Origin of the sequence: Vibrio floridensis (genome assembly GCF_021852965.1) — a bacterium.
GTDB lineage: Bacteria > Pseudomonadota > Gammaproteobacteria > Enterobacterales > Vibrionaceae > Vibrio > Vibrio floridensis.
The window spans coordinates 122,011-144,634 of sequence record NZ_JAKGCY010000002.1 but is presented as its reverse complement, the minus strand read 5'-3'; the positions used below and the strand labels follow the sequence as shown (position 1 = coordinate 144,634).

General features: G+C 45.8%; 22 protein-coding genes and 1 tRNA gene. 2 read left to right on the top strand and 21 right to left on the bottom strand.

The genetic code is table 11. The features are described 5' to 3' along the window. Positions 1-15 precede the first annotated feature (15 nt). The 4 genes from LZU85_RS05010 to LZU85_RS04995 all read right to left on the bottom strand — a co-directional run bounded on the left by LZU85_RS05010 (position 16) and on the right by LZU85_RS04995 (position 4,930). Positions 16-1,248: a tyrosine-type recombinase/integrase gene (locus LZU85_RS05010; RefSeq protein ID WP_011150772.1), complete on the bottom strand. Its 1,233-nt coding sequence runs from the start codon at positions 1,246-1,248 to the stop codon at positions 16-18. A gap of 312 nt (positions 1,249-1,560) precedes the next feature. Then, positions 1,561-1,648: transfer RNA gene (locus tag LZU85_RS05005), tRNA-Ser, on the bottom strand. 144 nt (positions 1,649-1,792) lie between these two features. Next, positions 1,793-2,242 (bottom strand): L-alanine exporter AlaE, encoded by a 450-nt coding sequence (locus LZU85_RS05000; protein ID WP_237286535.1) that lies wholly within the window; start codon positions 2,240-2,242, stop codon positions 1,793-1,795. A gap of 249 nt (positions 2,243-2,491) precedes the next feature. After that, entirely contained in the window at positions 2,492-4,930 is a 2,439-nt protein-coding gene (locus tag LZU85_RS04995; protein ID WP_237286534.1) for a hybrid sensor histidine kinase/response regulator, read from the bottom strand. Positions 4,931-5,155: 225 nt separating this feature from the next. Here LZU85_RS04995 and LZU85_RS04990 point away from each other — a divergent pair, with 225 nt between their 5' ends. After that, a complete protein-coding gene (locus LZU85_RS04990; RefSeq protein WP_176298512.1) occupies positions 5,156-5,725 on the top strand; it encodes a UPF0149 family protein in 570 nt (189 codons plus the stop codon). Between the two features lie 117 nt (positions 5,726-5,842). Here LZU85_RS04990 and LZU85_RS04985 read toward each other — a convergent pair whose 3' ends face one another. From LZU85_RS04985 to aspS, 17 genes are all read right to left on the bottom strand, one after another. Further along, complete coding sequence (locus LZU85_RS04985; RefSeq protein ID WP_176298513.1) at positions 5,843-6,883, bottom strand: potassium channel family protein; 1,041 nt, start codon at positions 6,881-6,883, stop codon at positions 5,843-5,845. A gap of 106 nt (positions 6,884-6,989) precedes the next feature. After that, positions 6,990-8,051 carry a quinolinate synthase NadA gene (nadA, locus tag LZU85_RS04980; protein ID WP_176298514.1) on the bottom strand — a complete coding sequence of 354 codons (1,062 nt, stop codon included), beginning with the start codon at positions 8,049-8,051 and terminating at the stop codon, positions 6,990-6,992. A gap of 137 nt (positions 8,052-8,188) precedes the next feature. After that, positions 8,189-8,971, bottom strand: coding sequence for a tol-pal system protein YbgF (gene ybgF / locus LZU85_RS04975; protein ID WP_176298515.1), 783 nt, complete (start codon positions 8,969-8,971; stop codon positions 8,189-8,191). 15 nt (positions 8,972-8,986) lie between these two features. Further along, complete coding sequence (pal, locus tag LZU85_RS04970; RefSeq protein WP_176298516.1) at positions 8,987-9,532, bottom strand: peptidoglycan-associated lipoprotein Pal; 546 nt, start codon at positions 9,530-9,532, stop codon at positions 8,987-8,989. Between the two features lie 31 nt (positions 9,533-9,563). Then, on the bottom strand, positions 9,564-10,895 hold the full coding sequence (gene tolB, locus LZU85_RS04965) for a Tol-Pal system beta propeller repeat protein TolB (RefSeq protein WP_217904590.1): 1,332 nt from the start codon (positions 10,893-10,895) through the stop codon (positions 9,564-9,566). A gap of 30 nt (positions 10,896-10,925) precedes the next feature. Continuing rightward, positions 10,926-11,993: a cell envelope integrity protein TolA gene (tolA, locus tag LZU85_RS04960; protein WP_237286711.1), complete on the bottom strand. Its 1,068-nt coding sequence runs from the start codon at positions 11,991-11,993 to the stop codon at positions 10,926-10,928. 12 nt (positions 11,994-12,005) lie between these two features. After that, entirely contained in the window at positions 12,006-12,446 is a 441-nt protein-coding gene (locus LZU85_RS04955) for an ExbD/TolR family protein (protein ID WP_237286533.1), read from the bottom strand. Beyond that, positions 12,446-13,129 (bottom strand): protein TolQ, encoded by a 684-nt coding sequence (tolQ, locus tag LZU85_RS04950; RefSeq protein WP_176298519.1) that lies wholly within the window; start codon positions 13,127-13,129, stop codon positions 12,446-12,448. The genes LZU85_RS04955 and tolQ overlap by 1 nt, the downstream gene beginning before the upstream one ends. Next, positions 13,119-13,538, bottom strand: coding sequence for a tol-pal system-associated acyl-CoA thioesterase (ybgC, locus tag LZU85_RS04945; protein ID WP_176298520.1), 420 nt, complete (start codon positions 13,536-13,538; stop codon positions 13,119-13,121). The genes tolQ and ybgC overlap by 11 nt, the downstream gene beginning before the upstream one ends. Before the next feature lie 144 nt (positions 13,539-13,682). Then, a complete protein-coding gene (ybgE, locus tag LZU85_RS04940; protein WP_176298521.1) occupies positions 13,683-13,985 on the bottom strand; it encodes a cyd operon protein YbgE in 303 nt (100 codons plus the stop codon). Continuing rightward, the gene (gene cydX, locus LZU85_RS04935; RefSeq protein ID WP_000270284.1) at positions 13,978-14,085 is read right to left on the bottom strand and encodes a cytochrome bd-I oxidase subunit CydX; all 108 of its coding nucleotides are present in this window, start codon (positions 14,083-14,085) and stop codon (positions 13,978-13,980) included. The genes ybgE and cydX overlap by 8 nt, the downstream gene beginning before the upstream one ends. 12 nt (positions 14,086-14,097) lie before the next feature. Beyond that, positions 14,098-15,234, bottom strand: coding sequence for a cytochrome d ubiquinol oxidase subunit II (gene cydB / locus LZU85_RS04930; RefSeq protein ID WP_176298522.1), 1,137 nt, complete (start codon positions 15,232-15,234; stop codon positions 14,098-14,100). Positions 15,235-15,250: 16 nt separating this feature from the next. Continuing rightward, on the bottom strand, positions 15,251-16,837 hold the full coding sequence (gene cydA / locus LZU85_RS04925) for a cytochrome ubiquinol oxidase subunit I (RefSeq protein WP_237286532.1): 1,587 nt from the start codon (positions 16,835-16,837) through the stop codon (positions 15,251-15,253). 462 nt (positions 16,838-17,299) lie between these two features. Further along, positions 17,300-18,304 (bottom strand): Holliday junction branch migration DNA helicase RuvB, encoded by a 1,005-nt coding sequence (ruvB, locus tag LZU85_RS04920; RefSeq protein WP_176298524.1) that lies wholly within the window; start codon positions 18,302-18,304, stop codon positions 17,300-17,302. Between the two features lie 21 nt (positions 18,305-18,325). Beyond that, on the bottom strand, positions 18,326-18,940 hold the full coding sequence (gene ruvA, locus LZU85_RS04915; RefSeq protein WP_176298525.1) for a Holliday junction branch migration protein RuvA: 615 nt from the start codon (positions 18,938-18,940) through the stop codon (positions 18,326-18,328). An 89-nt stretch (positions 18,941-19,029) separates the two neighbouring features. Further along, positions 19,030-19,551 carry a crossover junction endodeoxyribonuclease RuvC gene (ruvC, locus tag LZU85_RS04910; protein WP_011080036.1) on the bottom strand — a complete coding sequence of 174 codons (522 nt, stop codon included), beginning with the start codon at positions 19,549-19,551 and terminating at the stop codon, positions 19,030-19,032. A gap of 66 nt (positions 19,552-19,617) precedes the next feature. Continuing rightward, on the bottom strand, positions 19,618-21,396 hold the full coding sequence (gene aspS / locus LZU85_RS04905) for an aspartate--tRNA ligase (RefSeq protein ID WP_176298526.1): 1,779 nt from the start codon (positions 21,394-21,396) through the stop codon (positions 19,618-19,620). Between the two features lie 271 nt (positions 21,397-21,667). On the opposite strand from aspS, the gene LZU85_RS04900 reads away from it, so the two are divergent. Next, positions 21,668-22,534, top strand: a complete 867-nt coding sequence (locus LZU85_RS04900) for a DUF72 domain-containing protein (protein WP_237286710.1) — start codon at positions 21,668-21,670, stop codon at positions 22,532-22,534. Positions 22,535-22,624 lie beyond the last annotated feature (90 nt).

The following is a 22,624-nucleotide window of genomic DNA, read 5'->3' as shown; positions in this document are numbered from 1 at the left end:
TATTACGGCCAAAAATCAAATAACCTGTCTTAAATGATGTGAACCTGTAACGCTGTAACTACCATAACTCGATTTGTCGATATGCTCACTCCACCAGCTCATTAGCTTACGGCGAGAGTCTAAATAGTCAGTACGATTATAAGCCTTACGTATTTGGTTTTTATCCGTATGGGCAAGCGCAGCCTCAATAACATCTGCATCAAAGCCCTGTTCGTTAAGTGTAGTACTGGCCAAAGCACGAAGGCCGTGAGCTGTCGTCCTATCTTTAAACCCCATCCGCCCTAGCGCTTTATTTGCAGTTTCTGAATCGGTTGGGACTTTGGGGTTACGGCTTGAAGGAAATATATAGTCTCGATGTCCGCTAATTGGCTTGATCGCTTCAAGAATTGCCAGAGTTTGTGTCGTAAGTGGAACTACATGTTCACGGTTCATTTTCATGCGCTCTTTCGGGATAATCCATAGCTGGTTTTCCATGTCTATTTCTTCCCAGCGAGCACCTGACGCTTCATTAGGGCGAACCATGGTATGAAGCTGCCATTCAATCAAAAAGCGCGTCACGTGTTGAATATTGGCGGTTGCTACCGTTCGAATAAGTTCATGCATCTCATGAGGTTGAAGCGCTTTCATGTGCACTACTTTGTGCTTCTTGAACACATCACGGATACCAGATAATGGATTAGAATGAATCACACCACTGTTTACAGCGTAATTCATGATCTCATTCATCAGTTGGGCGGTACGTTTTACAGTTTCTAATAAACCTTGTGTTTCAACGGGACGCAACGCCGCAATAGCGATAGGCGCCGTGATTTTACTAACGGGTATCGTACCCAACTTAGGAAACGCGTAGAGTTCCAGTTTGCGCCAGTTACCATTGAGAGTCTTCTCTTTTATCTGCCCTTCCTTGGTTGCCTTCCACTGTTCAGCAACAAACTTGAAAGTCGCATTTTGCTCAACAATTACTTTGGCTTTTTGCTCTTCTTTGGCCAACTGAGGATCAATACCATCCGCAAGCATCTTTCGAGCCTCTAACGCTTTCTCTCGCGCTTCTGCCAAAGACATATCTGGATAAGTACCAAAGGAAAGATAAGTGATTTTGTCCTGGCCAGGCCTTTTATAACGAAACTGCCAAGAACGTGAATTGCTTGTACGTACACAGAAGTAAAGATTGCCGCCATCAGATAAACGGTAGAGCTTATCTTTGGGCTTTGCCGTTTGGATTTGCCTAGCCGTGAGATTATTCGCCATTTTGATCCCTCAAGTAATACCTGAACAAAGCTCGATTTTCGAAAAATCTAGGTATTACTTTTGGTCGATAACTGCTTAACTTACATCAAGTTAAAGATCGAACTGATAGAGAAAATGACAACAAAGTAATACCTGATTTAGTGCTCAAAAGTAATACTAGCATCAAGTAGGAATACTGGGTATTACTTTAGGTATTACTCTAGACAAGCGCTTTTACGACACTTTATGGAACGCTACGAAACCGTAACTCATTGATTTTGATAATCTTCAGATAAGAAAAAAGACGTCCTGAGACGTCTTTAAACTTGAATGTGGCGGTGAGTGAGAGATTCGAACTCTCGGTACGTTGCCGTACACACACTTTCCAGGCGTGCTCCTTCAGCCACTCGGACAACTCACCGAATCAAATTTTGTGTGGCAACTCGTGCCAACGAGGCGCTAATTTAATGATTATCTTGGGATTGGTCAAGCCCAGTTTTAAAAAAAAGCGCCATGAAGAGTTTAGTTGGCTAGTAATTGGCTAAATCGACCAATCTACCAGCAATTATGCTTGCTGATAGTAACCAGGAACCTTAAACCAACGGCGACACATATCTAGGAAGTAGCCGTACAAAACGCCCATACCGCAAGAGATAATCGCATTGCTGGTCACTGCGGTGATGATCTGCTCTGTCGATGCGCCTACCGCAAGCAAAATACCGGCGTAGACTGGAGATTGAAAAAGCACATACGCCACTAAATCGGATACGTTCTTCATCAGTCCACTGGTCGATACACGCGCACCTTGTCGAAGAACCCAATCACGAAACACACCATAAGGCCACGCGATCGCGATGTTAACCGGAATAGATAACGTTCTTGATGCCAGAGATTGCTGGAAAGTCATCCCAGAAATCAGGATCTCGATAATCATCCCTGTAATAAAACAAAAAACCACCATAGCAAAAGTATCAGCTGCCGCATGGCGGATACAAAATGGCGCACGAGATTTCATTTCATTCCTCTATAAAACAATTAACTGCAAATTTAGCAAAATAACGACATCATGAACTAACAATCAAACCAGCATGCAGTTCATCGCGCTATTAGAGCAAATAATTTGTAGTTTTTGGCTCCGTTTTTAGAGTTGAGTTGTAAATTAATGACCAGTTTTAGTTCAAAATGTAGTTTAATCCGCCAGAAATGAATAAAGCCGCTTTTACAGCGGCTTTATATTGTAATTTAACTACATTAACTGGATGGGCTAGGGGTACTGACCAAGTAAAACGGTGATTTGGTTGACGGCATCTTGCTCTGGCGGAATGTCCTGCTCTAAGGACGCTTGAATGTGATCAAGTGTTGTCAAAAGCAGTTCGTTGTCACTTGCAGACAGCTGTTCTTTGATGCGTTGTAACGCTCTATTGGCTTGCTTTAAGTCAACGTTTTCAAGGGCGATGTGAAAACCTAGGAGCAATGATTCTAAAGAATCGTCTGCTGTCACAGGCTCTTCGTAATGTTGTCCAAGCGCTTCTGGACGAAATTGGTAAAGCAGCTTGGCATGTTGAAATAACGCATCATCCAACTCTGACTCAACAATCGGTTTGGCGATGATATGATCCGCCCCTACTCCCAGCATTCTTTCTCTGGTTTCTTTAAACACGTCTGCTGTACAGCCAAAGATCAAGCTGCGTTTGCTTTTTGAGTCCATTGCTCGTATCGCGGTAATCGCTTCTATCCCATCCATGACGGGCATATGGTTATCCATCAGAATCAAATCAAATGCCTGCTCAGAGATGCGCGCAATGGCTTGTTCTCCATTTTCAACTTTCTCACAGCTAAAGCCTTTGTGACGTAAGAATGTCTCAATAATAATGGCATTGGTACGGTTGTCTTCGACGATCAGAGCGTGCAACCCTTGGTAGTTGAGCTTGTACCTCGGTTCATTACTCATGACACTGGGCGAGGTAGTGTCAAGCTGTAACTCGACGGTAAAGCAAGTACCAAGTCCAACCTGACTGGACACTTCGATATATCCCTTCATTTTTTCAGCAATTTGTTTAACGATGGCAAGTCCAAGCCCTGTCCCACCAAAGCGTCTTGTGGTGGTTGACTCTGCCTGCTCAAACGGTCTAAAGATACGTTTCTGTGCGCTTTCAGGGATACCAATGCCTGTATCTTTGACTTTCACGCTGAGATAATTTACGTCCTCACGTTGGTGCTCTTCTAAATAGACCTCGACTAAGCCACGGTCGGTGAATTTTACAGCGTTGTTCAGCAAATTAAACAAGACCTGACGCAACCTTGCTTTATCTGCGTTGTACCAACGACCATTCGGAACCTTCGAGTACACTTTAAATTGCAGCCCTTTTTCAGCACACAACGTAAAGTAAACACTGTTGATGCTGCCAATAATGGAATCAAACGGGAATGGGTTGTTATCGAATTCCATGTGTCCTTGCTCGATCTTGGAGTAATCAAGTATTTCATTGAGCAAGGTCATCATATGATCACCGGAATCGTACAAGGTTTTTAGGTGTTTGCGCTGTTCTTCATTGAGGGGCGTTTTCAGTAGAATCTGAGCCGTGCCTAGCACGCCATTCATTGGCGTACGAATTTCATGAGACAAGGTTGCAAGAAAAGCCGTTTTAGCGTTCGTTGATGCTTGCGCTTTGACTTTTTCCGCTTCGAGATAAATGGTTTTTTCATTGATCGTTTCAATAAGATGCTTTATTTCATCTTCACTTTCATAGTGAATGTCAATAATGCCCCCCGTTTTTGAAACATCAATTTTTTTCGCGATGGCAACGATCGGCGTGATCACGTATCGATTGAGCAAGTAGTAGCCTGCCAAAACGCAAATAAGAAGAAATGGCAAGATGCCAGCCTCAACTCGCATCACTTGCTGAAAAACCTCATCCGACACCAATAGTTTGGCATTGAGTACCCTAAGCTCCCAGTTGATCTCTGAGATGTTTATTTCACTGATATAGCGTCCACGCTGCAGTGTGTAAGCATGCTCTAAAAGCAATCTATCGGCAGAATCTGAGATGGAAACACCCAGTTGATACTCTTCGGTATAATTTTTTAGCAACTCAAACAAGCTTTCCAAAGAGATGTCTACCGTGGCTACGCCTGCAAACTCACCATCGATAAAATAGGGTTGCGAGGCGGTGATCATCTGCACTTGGGTATAGGCGTCGGTATAGACGTTAGACCAAACAATGCTGTTTGCGGTCAAGTGGCTCACCGAGCGGTACCAACTCTCTTTGTGGTATCCAATAGATTCTGGGTTGTTGTATGAATGGATGCGTTCTACCTCCCCGTTTTCACCTTTATTGAAGAACAGGCTGGTGTAACGCAGCTTGCCATCTTTTTGCTCCGGATGTGGCCATACGCCACCGCTGGCAATCACTGCATCACTGGTGGAGAGCACGCGCGCGATAAGCTGTGGCTGCAACGTTTCGTTTGATTGGCTTTGTGCAATACCGACTAAACTGTTTAGGACACCAATCGAACGGTTAAAAGGAGACTTAATTTGCGATGCGAGCAACTCGGCTCGAAGATCGAGGTTTTTTTGAACGCTGTCTCGCACTGGTGGTTCAACCACCCAGTAGGTGATGCTGCCCAAGGTAGCAATAAAGAAACACAAGTAAAGACTCAGTGCATAAATGCTTTTTTTCCGCAATGACGAGCGTATTTTCATAATCGTTCAGTACTTTCCCAGTTGTCTCACGTAAGTGTATATCCATTTTTCAACGAAATGCATATCAAACATGCTCGTTGTATTACGTGTTGCGCGCGATAGCCATTGTTCACTTTGTTCCAACTACCATAGCATGCTTTAACGGCCTGTTATCCTTTTGTCTCAACGTTTTGCTTGGTAAGATGCTCTTCCACGCGCTTTCAATGAATCAAACGGTATTCTATTTTGACTTTACAAAACATTATTTCTCTTCCTGAGCTCGAAGGAAAACTCCTCAATTTGGCCAACACACAAGGCTTTGTGACCGCGATGGCAGCCGCGCCAAATGTACTGACTCCTAACGAATGGCTGCCTTTTCTATGGGGTGGTGAAGAGACAGCGCCATTTACCGATGGCGAACAGCTCGAAAGTTATATTGATGCTATCGTCAATCTTTGGAATGAAACTCGCCCAGCTCTCCTAGAAGGAGCATGGCAATGGCCGAAAGAATGTGCTCTGGATGAGGCGGAGATCGTGAATGAATCTACTCGTGATTTTTGCGAAGGATTGCTCCAAGGTTGGCAGTTAGCGCGAGACGATTGGGAAACACTGATGCCTGAACACAGCGAAGAAAATAGCCTGCTAGGCGGTGTGCTGCTTTCCCTTACTATGCTCTACGATCCAGAAACGACAATCGCAACGCTAAGTGAGCAAGGCTTTAGCGGGCTAGAACAGTTTGAAGAGATTTACAACGCGGTGCCTATGATGCTCTGCGGTCTGACTCAACGTGGCGTGATGTTGGCGGACGAGCAGTAAGTCACTTCGCGCTCGAAAACATAATGAACCCTGCCATAAGCAGGGTTCTTTTTTACCCAAACAAATTTTTCGGGCTCAAAGGGTGCGTGCTCTCTTCTCACATGGTTCAAAGCGAGATTAGTTTGCTTTTATTTTGTTCCATGCGAACGAATGAATACGTTCGTCGGCAATATAGAATAATTTGCTTCCTGCTGGAATCGTGCGCTCTAAATGAGGGTTAAGTTCGATACCAGTGCCAACATCAATGGCTATCAAGGTTGCTTCATACTGACGTTTTAAAAAAGTAAATAAGGCATCAACGCTGGTATCCGGTTGATCTTTGGGATACTGCACTGAATACTGTGTCATGCCGCGAGTTGAAGCTAATAACTCTTGGTGTAAAGCACTTGAGCCAGGATCCACGGCGGCTTTTGCGAGCATTTCAGCACCAACAGCCGGAATGCATTCGGCTTTCGGGCAATGTTGACTGAGCAGACGTCCCAAAGCTTCATCTTTGAAATAAGCCAGCAAATGCGCCTCGGGGTTCAAGTTTGCGCAATACAATGCGGCTGATAGCGTAATGTCGTCTTGCTGGTTGTCAACGATGATACAACTTGCCTCAGCGACATTCGCATTCGACATCTCTTGCGCATCGGTATAACTGGTGACTTTGACAAAACTAATCTCTCCCGGTAGTGGGTTTTCAATGTCTGAACGTGAGCAAAGCACGATTGGACGCTTGCCAATTTCTTCGTGTTGTAACATGCGAATTAAGTGAATAGTCCTTTGACCATTCCAACCAAGCAACAATATGTGATTACTCACACGAACTCTCCTTTTTCCTAATACACCAGCTCGCCAATAGTCAATGAGCGAGCTTGCCAGCCTACCTAGCAAAGCGGCAAACAAGCTAAGGCCTCCAGGAATGACGATAAGTACAACGATCCATCGTCCCATCGAACTGTGGGGCGATAAATCGCCATAGCCCACGGTGGAGGCCGTGACCATCAAGTAGTAAACAAACGTTGTAAAATCTTCAGTTAACGCGTTTTCACCGGCCCATTTAAAAAGCGCCCAACAAAGCCCTACGTAACAAAGTAGCAAGATAAAAAGGTTTCGGTTACTCAAACTAAACACGTGCGCTTGAAACCATTTTTTGACGAGAAACCAAACCGACATAAAGAAACACCGTTATTCATCCGATTTAGGAATATAAGCTCATTCATTGATACAAAAAAACCAGCCATGGTGGCTGGTTGGAAATTTTGTGACTAATCCAACAGAATTAGGCGTTACCTTTCACTTGCATGTTCAATTTTTCAGCAAAATCTAACATTCTGTTCAATGGAATCAATGATTTAATGCGAAGTTCTTCATCCACAAAGATTTCATGCTCTTCACCGCCTTCACGCAGCGCGGTTTCAATTGCTTTCAAGCCATTCATGGCCATCCAAGGGCAATGCGCACAGCTGCGACATGTCGCACCCGCACCTGCAGTTGGTGCTTCAATCAGCTCTTTTTCCGGAACCAATTGCTGCATTTTGAAGAAAATGCCTTTGTCCGTTGCAACAATCATTTTCTGCTGTGGTAACTCTTTTGCCGCTTTGATCAACTGACTTGTTGACCCTACCGCATCTGCGAGCTCAACAACGCTTGCTGGAGATTCCGGATGAACGAGGATAGCGGCATCTGGATACACGGCTTTCATTTTGCGTAACGCATCGGCAGAAAACTCATCGTGGACAACGCACTCCCCTTGCCAAAGCAACATGTCTGCGCCAGTTTTGTTGGCAATGTAAGAACCAAGGTGGCGATCTGGCCCCCAAATGATCGGCTTGTCTTCAGCATCCAAATGCTCAACGATTTCCAGTGCAATGCTTGAAGTTACTACCCAATCCGCTCTTGCTTTCACTGCCGCAGAAGTGTTGGCATACACCACCACTGTGTGGTCTGGGTGAGCATCACAAAATTCGGTAAATTTATCTGCGGGGCAACCTAAGTCAAGCGAACACTCCGCTTTCAAGGTTGGCATTAGAATGCGTTTTTCTGGCGTCAGAATTTTTGCCGACTCCCCCATAAAACGTACACCCGCAATGATCAACGTGCTCGCAGGGTGGCGATTACCAAACTTAGCCATTTCAAGAGAGTCACCAACAAAACCGCCAGTCTCTTCTGCCAGCGCTTGGATCTCTGGATCGGTATAGTAGTGGGCGATCAAAACAGCGTCTTTCTCTTTCAAAAGCTGTTTGATGCTCGCAATATAAGTAGCTTTTTCTTCTTGGCTTAGTGGAACGGGCTTAGGAGGAAAAGGGTAAACGGTATCAATTTTATCTAGTATGTGGCTCATTGCTCTTGCTCTACGCAACTTCCTTTAATCCGAGTATTTTAACCTTAAGAGTACTCAAGATGCAAAAGGCTCAATCGTGCTGAAGAAGCCATTGAGTTTGTGATGAGATAAAAAAGGAGCTAAACGCTCCTCTTAAGTTACAGTTTTGATTTTGCCACTTTGGCAGAGGCACTCTCTGGGTGCTCATCTATCGCTTGCTGATAATACTTTTTCGCTTGCTCGAGATTGTTGTTACGTGCAGCAATGTCGCCCAATTTGACTAACGCATCGGCACGCTTATTTGAATCCTTATAGGAGACCACACCAGCAAAACTTTCCGTGGCTTCTTTATCTTGCTTTTGTGCAAAATAGAGCTGGCCTAACCAATAGTGCGAGTTGGGTGCAAAATTGGATTCTGGAAAATCTTTCTGAAACTGTTTAAACGCAGCAATCGCTCCGGCATAATCTCGCTTTTTCAAAATGAGGTCGACAGCATTTTGGTAAGCCGTTTGCTCATCGACATTTGCGCTAAATACACCTTGCTCGCCCCCTCCTTCAAGATCGACTGTTTGGGCTGGTACACCAACTGTCTTGATTTCACTACGTACTCTATCAAGCTCGATGAAGAGCTCACGCTGCCTCTCTAGCATTTGTTTCATATCGTAGTTATTTCGTTCTAGTTGACCACGTAACTCTGCAATCTCTTGAGACATTTGGTCAATTTGCTGTTGCATTTGCAACTGCATACGATTGCGGTTTTGCAGTAGACGTTCAAGACGCTGAACTTCCGTTTCCGGAACAGAGGAAGACGTAGCGGTCGCTACAGAAGTGTTGGTTGAATTGCTGTTGAGATCGGATACTGGAGCTGGTGCAGCGAACGCTAGGTTCGCTGCACTTGCCAGTAACGTAAGCGTAACAGCTCGCTTAGTGTTACTGAACATGAGGCTATTCCTCAATTAGTAGACTAGAACTGCGCGACGGTTTTTCGCGTAAACTTCTTCAGTCTGGCCTAGTAGTAGAGGCTTCTCTTCACCGTAGCTAACGATAGCGATTTGATCTGCCTGTACACCTAGCGCTTGTAGGTATTTAGAAACGGCTTGAGCACGACGCTCACCTAGTGCGATGTTGTATTCCGGAGTACCACGCTCATCAGCATGACCTTCGATAGTCACTTTTAGGTTAACATTTTTGCTCAGGTAAGCAGCGTGAGCCGCTAGCATCTCTTCGTAATCGCTAGAGATAGTTGCATTGTCGAACGCAAAGTAAATTGTCTGAGTTTCACGAAGAGCTTGCTCTTTCAGTTCTTGCTCAGAAAGTTGACCGTTTTGATCGATTGGCGTCACAACTGTTGTATCAGTTGTATTTGCAGAACCAGATGTGGTTTGGTTTGTTTCAGTACTTGAGCCTGCGTTAGACGCAGCGTCATCACTAGAGCTACAAGCGGTAACAGCCATCACTGGTAGTGCGATTAGAAGCCCTTTAAGAACCTTGTTAAGTTGCATCTTATTTTCCTTTGTTAATCAAACTTAGTTGCTACAAAAACGGAGACCATGCGGGTGCTCTTACACGCCCATTTGTTGCCGGTAATCTAGCTTTAAAGCGGCCATCGATAGAAACCATCGAAAGCACATTTTTCTTGTCATATATGGAGCTATAGATAACCATACCTCCATTCGGAGCGATACTTGGGGACTCGTCCAACAACGTTTTAGTCAATATCTGAACAGCACCAGTCTCGAGATCTTGCTTAGCCAGATTGAAACCTGAATCGCTCCGATTGACCATAATCAAGAATCGCCCATCAGGCGTTATCTGCCCACCTAGGTTTTGGCTGCCCTGCCAAGTAAGACGGCTAGTCGACCCGTCGCTCAAATTTACTCTATATATCTGAGGTTTACCACCCCGATCCGATGTAAAGATGAGTGATTTACCATCAGGATGCCAAAATGGCTCCGTATTATTTGATCTATCGCTCGTTATTTGTGTCAACTTGCGCGTTTTTAGATCAAGCGTGTAAATCTGTAGCGAGCCTGTTTTAGATAATACAATGGCCAGTTGACTGCCATCTGGAGAAAATCTTGGTGCGCCGTTGTGTCGAGGAAATGAGGTCAGTTTCTCATGTTCACCGGTGTAAATGTTCAGTACAAATATTTCTGCCTGGCCATTTTGGAAACTCACATACGCAAGCTGGCGACCATCTGGTGACCACGCAGGTGACATCAAAGGCTGCTTAGAACGCAACACTAAGCGCTCGTTAAAGCCGTCGTAGTCTGATATGCGTAACTGATAAGGGAACTTGTCTTGGTCGTTAACCACGACATACGCGATTCGAGTTAAAAATGCACCGCGCTCTCCCGTTAACTGTTCGTAGATAAGATCAGAAATACGATGCGCATACTCACGCATACGCGATTCTGCAATTGTCGCGACTTTATTAAACAAGACATGGTCTTTAGAAAGTACTAACTGTCCATCTTCCAGCGCTCGACTCTGACCACGAGTAAGCTGTCCACGGACCACATCAACTAACTGATAGTTGATGACATACTCACCTTTCTCATTTTGAGTCACGGAACCCGTTAGCAAGGTATCCACACCTAAGTTAGTCCAGGCATCAAAGTTGATTTCTGATTCGTTATAAGGTGTTTGTGGCATCTTGCTAGTAGGAACTGGGCTGAACTTACCACTGCGTTGAAGATCCGACGCAACAACAGACGAAATATCAACAGGCAGTGCTTTGGTTCCTTGCCATTTAAAAGGAACAATCGCAATTGGCCTTGCTGAATCGATACCATCGGTGATGATCAATTCCAAAGCCGCATTGGCTACATTCGTGACACTGCTGAGCAGCACTAATATTCCCATCAAAAGGCGTTTTTTCACGTCTTAGTCCTTTTATTCGAAATCAACGGTTAAATTGATGTTGCGTAGCTCTTGTCTCACTGCATCATCCGCTGGCATAGGGAAAGTCCCAACCTGTAAAATAGCACTTTTGGCCGCATTACAAACTCGGGTATCCCCTTCCAAAATACTTACTGAATTGACAATTCCATCGACACCCGTTGGTATCAATTTAATGTTTACCCTACACGACTTTCCCAACAGATATTCATCCTTGATCAAGCGTTGCTGTATCAGTTGCGTGTATATAGCACCGTATCGGTTTTTCTCATCGGCGACGTGCTGATTTCTCGCTGCACTATTTTGGCTAGATTCCGTTTCTAACCCAGCAAAAATATCATTCAATGCCGCTTCTTTTTCTTTACGCTCACGCTCAATACGCTCTAAACGTTCTTTTTCCTTACGCGCTTTTTCTGCGGCCTCTTTGGCGGCTTTTTCCTTCGCTATGCGCTCTTGCTCTGCCTTAGCGGCGGCTTCTTTTTCACGGCGCGCTTTTTCTTCTGCTTCTTTTGCCGCTTTTTCCTTCGCGATGCGTTCTTGTTCTGCTTTCGCGATGGCCGCTTCTTTGGCTAAACGTTCTTGTTCTGCTTTTTTAATCGCTTCTTCTTTTGTTTTTCGCTCTGCTTCCAGCTTCGCTACACGCTCTTTTTCTTTTCGGGCATTTTCTTCTGCCACTCTCTTCTCTTGTTCTTTTTGTTTGCGAATCTCTTCAGCTTCCCTTGCGGCTTTCGCTTCTCGAGCTTGTTGCTCCTTTAACTTGCGCAACTGATCTTCTTCCGCTTTGCGGTTTTTTTCCAATTGTTCAGCTTCACGACGCAGTTTATCAAGTCGTTCTTGCTCTTTCCTTTCAGCGGACTCACGCTGTTGGCGAATTTGGTTGGCTTGCTGCTTCACTAAGTTGGGATCAATCACCACCGCTTGAACCATTTGCCCACTTTGCTGTGGTTTCGACATGGTGAAGTCGGTTCCCCAAAGAAGCGCGATAACCAAAATGACGTGCAAAGCTACCGATACTGCTATCGGGAGTATGTAGTCATTTTTCTTATTCTTCTTTTCTCTCATCATGGAGTTTATTTACTTGATATCCGTAAGTAGACCGACTTTCTCAATGCCTGCTTTGCTTAACTCGTCGAGCAGTAGAACAATTTCAGCGTAAGGCGTTGCTGCATCACCACCCACTGCTACGGGAGAATTTGGCTTCAGTGAAAGTTCTGCTTTGACACGTACAATCACATCTTCAATAGAAAGACCACGTTGCACTTCATCGTTATTCACGCTCAGACCTAGGTTACCTTCGCTGTCAACCTCAATGATAATAAAGCTACTATCACTATCACCAGCCAGATCGGACATGGTTTTGGCATTACTGGTTTTCGGCAGTTCAACATCGACGCCCTGAGAAACAAAGGGAGCCGTCGCCATAAAGATGATCAACAGCACCAACATAACGTCGATATATGGCACGACGTTAATCTCTGCGGTCATCTTGCGTTTTTTTGGTTGGTACCCTGCCATTACTGACTACCTGCCATCGCTTGACGGTGCAGAATGCTATGGAACTCTTCCGAAAACGTTGAGTAGCTGTGTTCCAACTTGCCCACTTTGCTGGCAAATCGGTTGTAAGCCATAACAGCTGGAATCGCTGCAAATAGACCCATTGCTGTCGCAATCAGTGCTTCTGCGATGCCCGGAGCCACCATTGATAATGTCGCTTGCTTCACTTCGCCCAGCGCGACGAAAGCATGCATGATACCCCACACCGTACCAAAAAGACCGATATATGGCGTAATGGAACCCACGGTAGCAAGGAATGGTAAACTCGTTTCCAGTTCATCAACTTCACGAGACACCGCGACTCGCATGGCACGACCTGTTCCTTCCATCACGAAATCTGGCGATGTTGGGTTGGTTTTACGCAGCCTTGCAAACTCGGTAAAACCCGCATAGAAAATTTCTTCAGCACCAGAAAGATCATCTTTACGTGCTTTCACTTGCTGATAAAGCTGAGAAAGATCGATGCCAGACCAGAATTTATCCTCAAATGCTTCTGCGTCTTTTGCCGCTTTAGAGAGGACTTTGCTGCGCTTAATGATCATTGCCCAAGAGACCACTGACATACCAAGCAAAGTCAACATCACCAGTTTTACCAGTAGGCTTGCTTGTAAAAACAGATCAAGAATAGAAATATCAGCAGTCACTATTTGTCAGCTCCGAAATAATAGAAGTGGGAATTGCAATTGGCTTCATTTTTACATTGTCGATACATGCTACCTTAACGGTTGCTGTACACAATAACTTGCCCTCATCATTGACTAATTCCTGACAGAAAAGCAGCGAAGCGCGTTTAATTTCGCCAACTTTAGTCAATATGGTGAGGTGTTGGTCAAGGCGAGCACCCTGAATAAAATTGATATCCATGTGTCGGACAACAAAGCCAATGTTTTGTTCCAGCAACCGGTTTTGCGAAATCCCTACCGAACGTAACAACTCTGTTCTCGCTCGCTCAAAAAACTTCAGATAATTGGAGTGATAGACCACCCCACCTGCATCGGTGTCTTCGTAATAAACCGTAACTGGCCAAGTAAAAGGCTGACGTATTCCGTTCAAAATTCTACCAATTCATTCGTGTTTAAAGGCAATTACTATAACGTAAGCGGCACAAATTGGTACCGCAGTTCAGACTTTTTTTGAGTTGCGTGGGGAAAATAAAAAGCCAGGCAAGATGCCTGGCTCAATTATTCACCTTTTCGGTTACAAAATGTATAAAGCAGTGAGAAACAGCAATATAGATAGAGAGAAGTATGGGCTAAACAGAAGTTGCCACACCCATTTTCTCGGTTTAAATCCAACGCCGTAAACCATGCTGGAGCAAACCGCCCAGATTAGAGCAGGACCTTTTATCGCATTGAAGCCACCTATCGCAGTCGCGTAGGCTTCTGGGTCCCACATCACTAATCCCACGTGCATAAAACCAAGCAACAACGCAATCACTTTCAATAGTGTTTTGTCTAGTGGTTCATGCAACAAAGCGATTCGCGCGTCCAAGCTACTCACTGTCTTTATCCATCATTTCACTGTGCTCTAACCAAAGAGCGTTGATGATACCGAATGCACACGCAAGTAGCACACCTAGAATCCATGCGAAATACCACATAGTTTTTACTCCTTAGTAAGCAGAAACGTCGTTGTCTTCGATGTGTTTCTTATCTAGACGGCCGAACATTTTGTAGTAAGTCCAAGTTGTGTAAGCAAGAATCACAGGTACCATAACGGCAGCAACCGCCGTCATCAGGCCAAGTGTTAGCTCACTTGCTGTTGAGTCCCACATGGTCAAGCTGTGCGCAGGAACAAGGCTTGAAGGCATCACAAATGGGAACATTGCAAAGCCCGCTGTCAAAATCACACCAGCATTTGCCAAGCTTGAGAATAGGAAAGCAAACCCACCACGCTCAAAACGAGAGGCAATCACCGCTAGTAATGGCATGAACACGCCCAATACTGGTGCTGCCCATAGTGCAGGATGAGCTTCAAAATTCGCCATCCAAGCACCCGCTTGTTGCACGACTTCTTTATTCAGCGGGTTGGAGTCTGCGAATGTATCGATGGTGCTCGTAATCACGTAGCCTTCGATTGATTGAACCCAGAAACCACCAATCACGAACAATGCCACCACTACAAGACCTGCAATTTGTGCCACGTTACGTGCACGAGTATGCAGCGCTTCTGTTGTCTTCATTTGTAACCAAGTTGCGCCTTGGAGAACAAACAACATTAAGCTGAGAACACCGCAAAGCAATGCAAATGGATTCAATAGTGCAAAGAATGAACCTTTGTACTCTGACATCAGCAGGTTGTTTAGTTCAAATGGTACGCCTTGTAGTAAGTTACCAAAAGCAACGCCGAAGATCACTGGCGGCACTGCGCCACTAAAACAGATCGCGCCATCCCATGCACTACGCCATTTTGGGTTTTCGACTTTAGAACGGTAGTCTAAACCTAGTGGGCGTAACCAAAGTGCCGCTAACGTGACATACATCGCGAGGTAGAAGCCTGAGAACGACGTTGCGTAGACTAACGGCCATGCCGCAAACAGAGCACCACCAGCAGTGATAAGCCAAACTTGGTTACCATCCCAGTGTGGCGCGATGGTGTTGATCATCACGCGGCGCTCTGTGTCGTTTTTGCCGATAACCGGTACGAGCGCACCCACACCCATATCGAAACCGTCGGTGACGGCGAAACCAACCAGTAGAACACCGATCAGAACCCACCAAATCAGTCGTAAGATTTCATAATCAAACATTTTCTGTCTCCTTGCCTTACGCTTCTACTTGGCGAATAACTTTGTCTTCTATCGACTCGCCATTTTGTTCGAAGTGGTAACGGCCTGTTTTAAGGCTACTTGGTCCTTTGCGAGCAAATTTCAGCATCAGGTAAACTTCCGCGATCAAGAACACGGTGTACAGAGCGATGATAGCGAATAGAGAGGTCCACAACTCGCCGATTGTCAGTGCAGATGCCGCAACGTGGGTTGGAAGGATTTCACCCACCGCCCATGGCTGACGACCATACTCAGCAACAAACCAGCCAGCTTCGATAGCGATCCAAGGAAGCGGGATGCTAAATAGAGCTGCTTTAAGTACCCATGGTTTCTGCTCGATTTTCTGGCGACATGTTTGAACAAATGCAGCACCAAAGACAAACAGCATGATGAAGCCACAGCCCACCATGATACGGAACGACCAGAATAGCGGCCATACGGTTGGGATGGAGTCATCCGCAGCGGCTTGAATTTGCTCTTCCGTTGCATCAGTTACTTTGTCGGTATAACGCTTAAGCAGCAAGCCGTAACCAAGGTCACCTTTTACTTCATCAAACGCCGCTTTATTCGCTTCAGAGCGATCGCCAGCACGAAGTTTTTCTAGCAATTCGTAGGCATACATACCATTACGGATACGATCAACGTGCTGATCACGTAGATCACGAAGACCCGTTACTTGCTCGTCAAAAGAGCGCGTCGCAATGATACCCATAACGTAAGGGATCTTGATCGCGTAGTCGGTGTGCATGGTTTCTTGGTTCGGTAAACCAAACAGAGTAAACGCTGCTGGTGCAGGCTCTGTGTGCCATTCCGCTTCTACCGCTGCAAGTTTTACTTTTTGTACTTCACCCAGCTCGTAACCTGATTCGTCACCAAGAACGATAACGGACAGGATCGATGCCATACCGAACGAAGCCGCGATAGCGAATGAACGACGTGCAAATGCGATGTCACGGCCTTTCAGTAGATAGTATGAGCTAATACCCAGGATAAACATGGCCCCCGTGGTATAACCAGACGCAACGGTGTGAACAAATTTCACCTGAGCAACAGGGTTAAGCACCACTTCGGCAAAGCTCACCATTTCCATACGCATGGTTTCGAAGTTGAACTCTGCGCCCACTGGGTTTTGCATCCAGCCATTCGCCACAAGGATCCAAAGTGCTGAGAAATTGGAACCTAATGCCACTAACCAAGTAACCGCTAAGTGTTGACGTTTAGATAATCTTTCCCATCCGAAGAAGAACAGACCTACGAAGGTGGACTCTAAGAAGAATGCGACGAGTGCCTCGATGGCAAGTGGGGCACCAAAAATGTCACCTACATAGTGAGAATAGTAAGACCAGTTTGTTCCAAACTGGAATTCCATGGTTAGGCCGGTGGCCACACCAAGAGCAAAGTTAATACCGAAAAGCTTACCCCAGAACTTGGTCATGTCCTTGTAGATTTGCTTGTCGGTCATTACGTACAACGATTCCATGATGGCTAAAAGGAAAGCCATACCAAGAGTCAAAGGTACAAATAGGAAGTGATACATCGCTGTCAGTGCAAACTGCAACCGCGACAGATCAACTACGTCAATCATGGTAACTCCTATGTGTCGGCTGAATGACACTCTCTACATTTTACATTTCATCATCAAGAGTTGAACCTTCTTGATTAATGTTGAATTAAACCAACATATTGTTGCAAAAATGTACCGTATTGGTTAGTTAATTGTTAAGCTACAGCTAATATAGCTGCGGCTAATACTACTGCTAAAAAGGTAGCGTTACAAAAGTTTTATAAACGCAAAGCGCTTTGATTTGAATCAAGAAACACTCGGCATCTCTGCCTAAAAAACAATCAACTTGATCTAAATCAAGCGAATACGAGATAGTTTGTTAACTCGAGGTAATCAGAAGGAAATGCACACCTCATTATGGCTACGAGATGTTTACAATGCGCGATTTTGCATTACCTATTTAGAGGTAGTTGGATTTTCTTTATTGTGACATTGGTCACAATAAAGAAAAGGCTAGGAAATTTCATACCTAGCCTTGCAAACTTACTTTTCAATTCCGAAATGAAGATAAGCCCGATCGGTTGCGATTCGCCCTCGAGGCGTGCGTTGTAAATAACCTTGCTGAATCAAATATGGCTCTAACACATCTTCAATCGTGTCTTTCTCTTCACCGATCGCAGCTGCCATGTTATCTAAGCCAACCGGACCACCGCCAAATTTCTCCATGATGGCCAACAGCAACTTGCGGTCCATGTAATCAAAACCTTTCGAGTCCACATCGAGCATGTTGAGCGCTTTGTCTGCGGTGTCTGCACAGATGTGACCATTGCCTTTTACTTCAGCAAAATCGCGCACTCGGCGCAACAAGCGATTGGCAATACGCGGTGTACCACGCGCACGACGCGCCACCTCTAATGCCCCTTCCGCTTCCATGGAAAGCCCCAAGCAGTCAGCACTGCGTTGCACGATATTCTGCAGATCAGGAATTTTGTAATACTCCAAACGCTGGGTAATACCAAAACGATCACGCAGAGGGGAAGTCAGTGAGCCAGCACGAGTGGTCGCACCAATTAATGTAAAGGGCGGCAAATCGATTTTGATTGAACGTGCAGCAGGGCCTTCACCAATCATAATGTCCAATTGGTAATCTTCCATGGCTGGATACAGCACTTCTTCCACCATCGGGCTGAGTCGGTGTATCTCATCGATGAAGAGTACATCGTTTTCTTCAAGATTGGTCAGCAAGGCCGCCAAATCCCCCGCTTTTTCCAACACCGGTCCTGATGTGGTGCGAATGTTTACGCCCATCTCGTTTGCAACAATGTTCGCTAAGGTGGTTTTACCCAAACCTGGAGGGCCAAAAATCAATAAATGGTCGAGCGCTTCGTTACGCAATTGCGCTGCTTTAATAAAAATTTCCATTTGATCACGCACGTGATCTTGGCCTTGGTAATCGGCCAGTTTCTTTGGTCGTATCGCGCGGTCAATCACATCTTCATCACGAAAAGCGGGATTGTTCGGCGCAATTAAGCGATCGGCTTCAATCATATCAATACCTATTTTGCGCGATTAGACCATGGACTTGAGCGCTTCACGGATCAGCTGTTCGCTGGTCATATCCGGTTTAGCAATCTGCGACACTACTTTTGATGCCTGTACAGGCTTATATCCCAACGCCAAGAGCGCGCTGACCGCTTCTTCTTCTGCGCTGTTACTGCTTGTACTGCCTGAATCGATTGGCGCTGCATCGGTAAATGGCGTGAACAGATCACCAGCGCTCCAGCCTTTCAAACGATCTTTCATCTCAACTACAAGACGTTCTGCGGTCTTCTTACCAACACCCGGCAATTTGACCAACGTGGAAATGTCTTCTCTTTCTACCGACGCCACAAATTGACTTGCTGTCATGCCCGATAAAATGGCCAAACCCAGTTTTGGTCCCACCCCGTTGGCTTTGATGACTTCTCTAAACAGCGCTCGTTCTTTAACGGTATTGAAGCCATAAAGCAGCTGAGCATCTTCACGCACCACAAAATGAGTATAGATAATGGCTTCTTCCCCGATATTCGGAAGCTCATAGAAACAACTCATTGGCATCTGAACTTCATAGCCAATGCCATTAACTTCAATCAACAATTCAGGGGGTTGTTTTTCCAGCAGAATGCCGCGAAGACGTCCGATCACGTTCAATACTCTTTAGAAATGAATTTGCGACAGGATAATAAAGAACTGGATAGACATCCAGTTCTTTATCTCATAAAACGGACACAAGACTAACGATAGCGACCACGTTTAGCACTGGTCGCCTGCCCAGCTAAGGCAATGAGGGTTTTATTGGTATTGGCGTGACAAATGGCAACACCTAACGCGTCGGCCGCGTCCGCCTGGGGCTTAGCGGGTAACTTGAGCATATGTTGCACCATGTGTTGCACCTGTGCTTTGTCAGCCCCACCCGTACCTACCACGGCTTGCTTAATCAAACGAGCTGCGTATTCGTAAACCGGCAAATCGTGATTCACGGCAGAAACGATCGCCGCGCCACGCGCTTGGCCAAGTTTGAGTGCTGAGTCGGCATTTTTCGCCATGAAGACCTGTTCGATGGCAAACGCATCCGGCTGAAACTGAGTAATAATCTCCGTTACACCCGCATAAATTTGCTTTAGACGACCAGGTAAATCTTTTTCTGATGTACGAATACAACCACTGCCAAGATATTGCAGGTGTCGGCCATTTTGGCGAATCACACCATAGCCAGTAACGCGAGAGCCTGGGTCAATTCCTAGAATAATCGACATGACACTTCCTATCTGTTCCTTAAACAAAAACTCCCGCGTTTGCGGGAGTTTTTTAACGCTTATTGCTTATTCTGCGCTTTTTTCTTTTGCAACCGTCACGGCAATCGCAAGCTCTTCAAGTGCTGCTGGGTTAGCCACACTTGGTGCATCTGTCATCAGACACGCGGCTGCCGTTGTTTTCGGGAACGCGATAACGTCACGAATGTTTTCTGTACCACATAGCAGCATGACTAGACGGTCTAGACCGAATGCAAGACCTGCGTGCGGAGGCGTACCGAATTTCAGTGCGTCCAATAGGAAGCCAAATTTCAGTTTTTGCTCGTCAGCATCGATACCAAGAATATCGAATACCGCTGCCTGCATTTCTGCGTTGTGAATACGTACAGAACCACCGCCCACTTCGTAGCCGTTGAGAACCATGTCGTACGCATTTGAAATCGCTGGCGCTGGGTTTGCTTTGAGCTCTTCAGCGGTCAGACCTAGAGGCGATGTGAATGGGTGGTGCATCGCGTGTAAGTTGCCTTCGTCGTCTTCTTCGAACATTGGGAAGTCAACAACCCACAGTGGAGCCCAAGAACCTTCTTTGGTTAGGCCAAGGTCTTTACCCAGTTTTAGACGAAGTGCGCCCAGCGCTTCAGAAACAACATTTGCGCGATCCGCACCAAATAGGATGATGTCACCCGATTCTGCTTGAGTGCGCTCTAGAATACCGTTGATTACGTCTTCGCTTAGGAATTTCGCGACTGGAGATTGGATACCTTCCATGCCAGCTGCACGGTCGTTAACCTTCATCCATGCTAGGCCTTTAGCACCGTAGATGCTTACAAAGGCAGTGTACTCATCGATTTGCTTACGAGTAAGCTCAGCACCACCAGGCACACGGATAACGGCCACACGACCTTTCTCATCGTTAGCAGGGCCAGAGAACACTTTGAAATCAACGTCTTTAACAAGGTCAGCAACGTCTACTAGCTCTAGTGGGTTACGTAGATCTGGTTTGTCAGAGCCGAAACGACGAATCGCTTCGCTAAACGGCATAACTGGGAATTCACCCAGGTCAACGTTCAGTAACTCTAGCCACATTTCGCGAACCATTTTTTCCGTCACTGCACGTACTTGATCAGACGTCATGAATGACGTTTCGATATCGATCTGCGTGAATTCTGGCTGACGGTCTGCACGTAGGTCTTCGTCACGGAAACACTTAACGATTTGGTAGTAACGGTCAAAGCCAGACATCATAAGCAGCTGTTTGAACAGCTGTGGAGATTGAGGAAGTGCGTAGAAGCTGCCTTTGTGAACACGGCTTGGTACTAGGTAGTCACGCGCGCCTTCTGGTGTCGCTTTGGTTAGTACTGGCGTTTCAATGTCTAGGAAACCGTTGTCATCGAGGAAACGACGAACAAAGCTAGACGCTTTTGCACGTAGCTTGATGCGGTCGCTCATTTCTGGACGACGTAAGTCTAGGTAGCGGTACTTCAGGCGTTGCTCTTCCGAGTTCTTCTGGTTGAAGTCGAGAGGCAGCACGTCAGAACGGTTGATGATTTCAAGACCTTTAGCCAAGATCTCTACTTCACCCGTTGCCATTTCTTTATTCACTTGGCTTTCAGGACGAGTGCGAACTTCACCCGTTAGCTTGATACAGAATTCATTACGCAGTTGGCTTGCCACTGCATACGCATCAGCCATATCTGGATCAACAACTACCTGAACGATACCTTCACGATCTCGCATATCAATAAAAATAAGACCGCCTAAATCACGACGACGGTTAACCCAGCCGCAAAGTTCTACAGTTTGTCCTGCAAGGGACTTGTTCAGGTGACCACAGTAATGGGTACGCATAATGAAATTCCCAATCTCTCTAAAATTGTTAACTACTCTCTGTCGGTCATTTTCTCAACAGAGCAAAGGTCCATTTATACGCTGAATGTCGGTGAAAATCGACTAGTCAGAATACAATTTATTGCGTTTTATCATGCATTGATGCTTTTTGATACAGCAACTGCTCAAAAGCACATCAAATGTGAAAAATTGGTCGGGATTATAACGCGAAACTACCGATTTCAGCAAAACTCTCGTACAGTGAGGCTAGGAATAAATGCAGCGAGAAACCATGAACACGCTTCCTCTTCGATTGGGTCTGACCATGTGGTCACACAATCAGTGGCAACAAGACTTTTATGGCTCGGGGACCAAACCCGCAGAACGGCTGGAAAAGTACGCACAGGTCTTTCACACTGTCGAAGGCAACACGACCTTCTACGCGACGCCAAATACACCAACCGTACTCAACTGGCGCGCGGCCACGCATGACGATTTTCGTTTCACCTTTAAGTTGCCAAAGCAGATTACCCACCAGCAGATGCTTAAAGGCTCTCAGGGTTTGTTACGCGAGTTTTTGAGTGTCATGGAACCGCTGCACCCGCGTATTGGTCAATGGACAATCCAACTTCCCGCGGCTTTTTCACCAGAGCATTTACCGCTGCTACAACGTTTCTGCTCTTACTTTCCCGAAGGGTTTCCGCTGGGAATCGAAGTGCGTCATTTGGCTTTTTTTGCGAAAGGAGAGGATGAGAAACGCTTGAATCAATGGTTAATGGAAACAAAGATTGATCGCATCATCATGGATAGCCGTCCGGTTTTCGCTGCTCCAGCAACAACCGAGGCCGTTATCGATGCGCACCAGAAAAAACCAAAGGTGCCCGTTCACGCCATCGCGACGGGAGAGCATCCAATGATTCGCTTTATTGGTCATCCCGATCTAGAGAGCAACCTGCCCTTCTTTTCCCCTTGGCTCAGCAAATTACCCCTTTGGATTGCCGAGGGTAAGCAACCGTATTTGATGATCCACACACCAGATAACGTAGAAGGCCCCCAGTTAGCCAAACGACTTTACCAACAATTACAGCAACAAGTGAAACTGCCCAATCTGTCTGATTTTCCTGCCAATAGTGGCCATAGCCAAATACAGATGTTCTAAGCCGTGTCTTGCAATGCATGACAGCTTGAGGAAATTCCCCTAAAATACGCGCCTTTTTACCGCCTATGTGAAAATAGGCAGCTTGTTAGC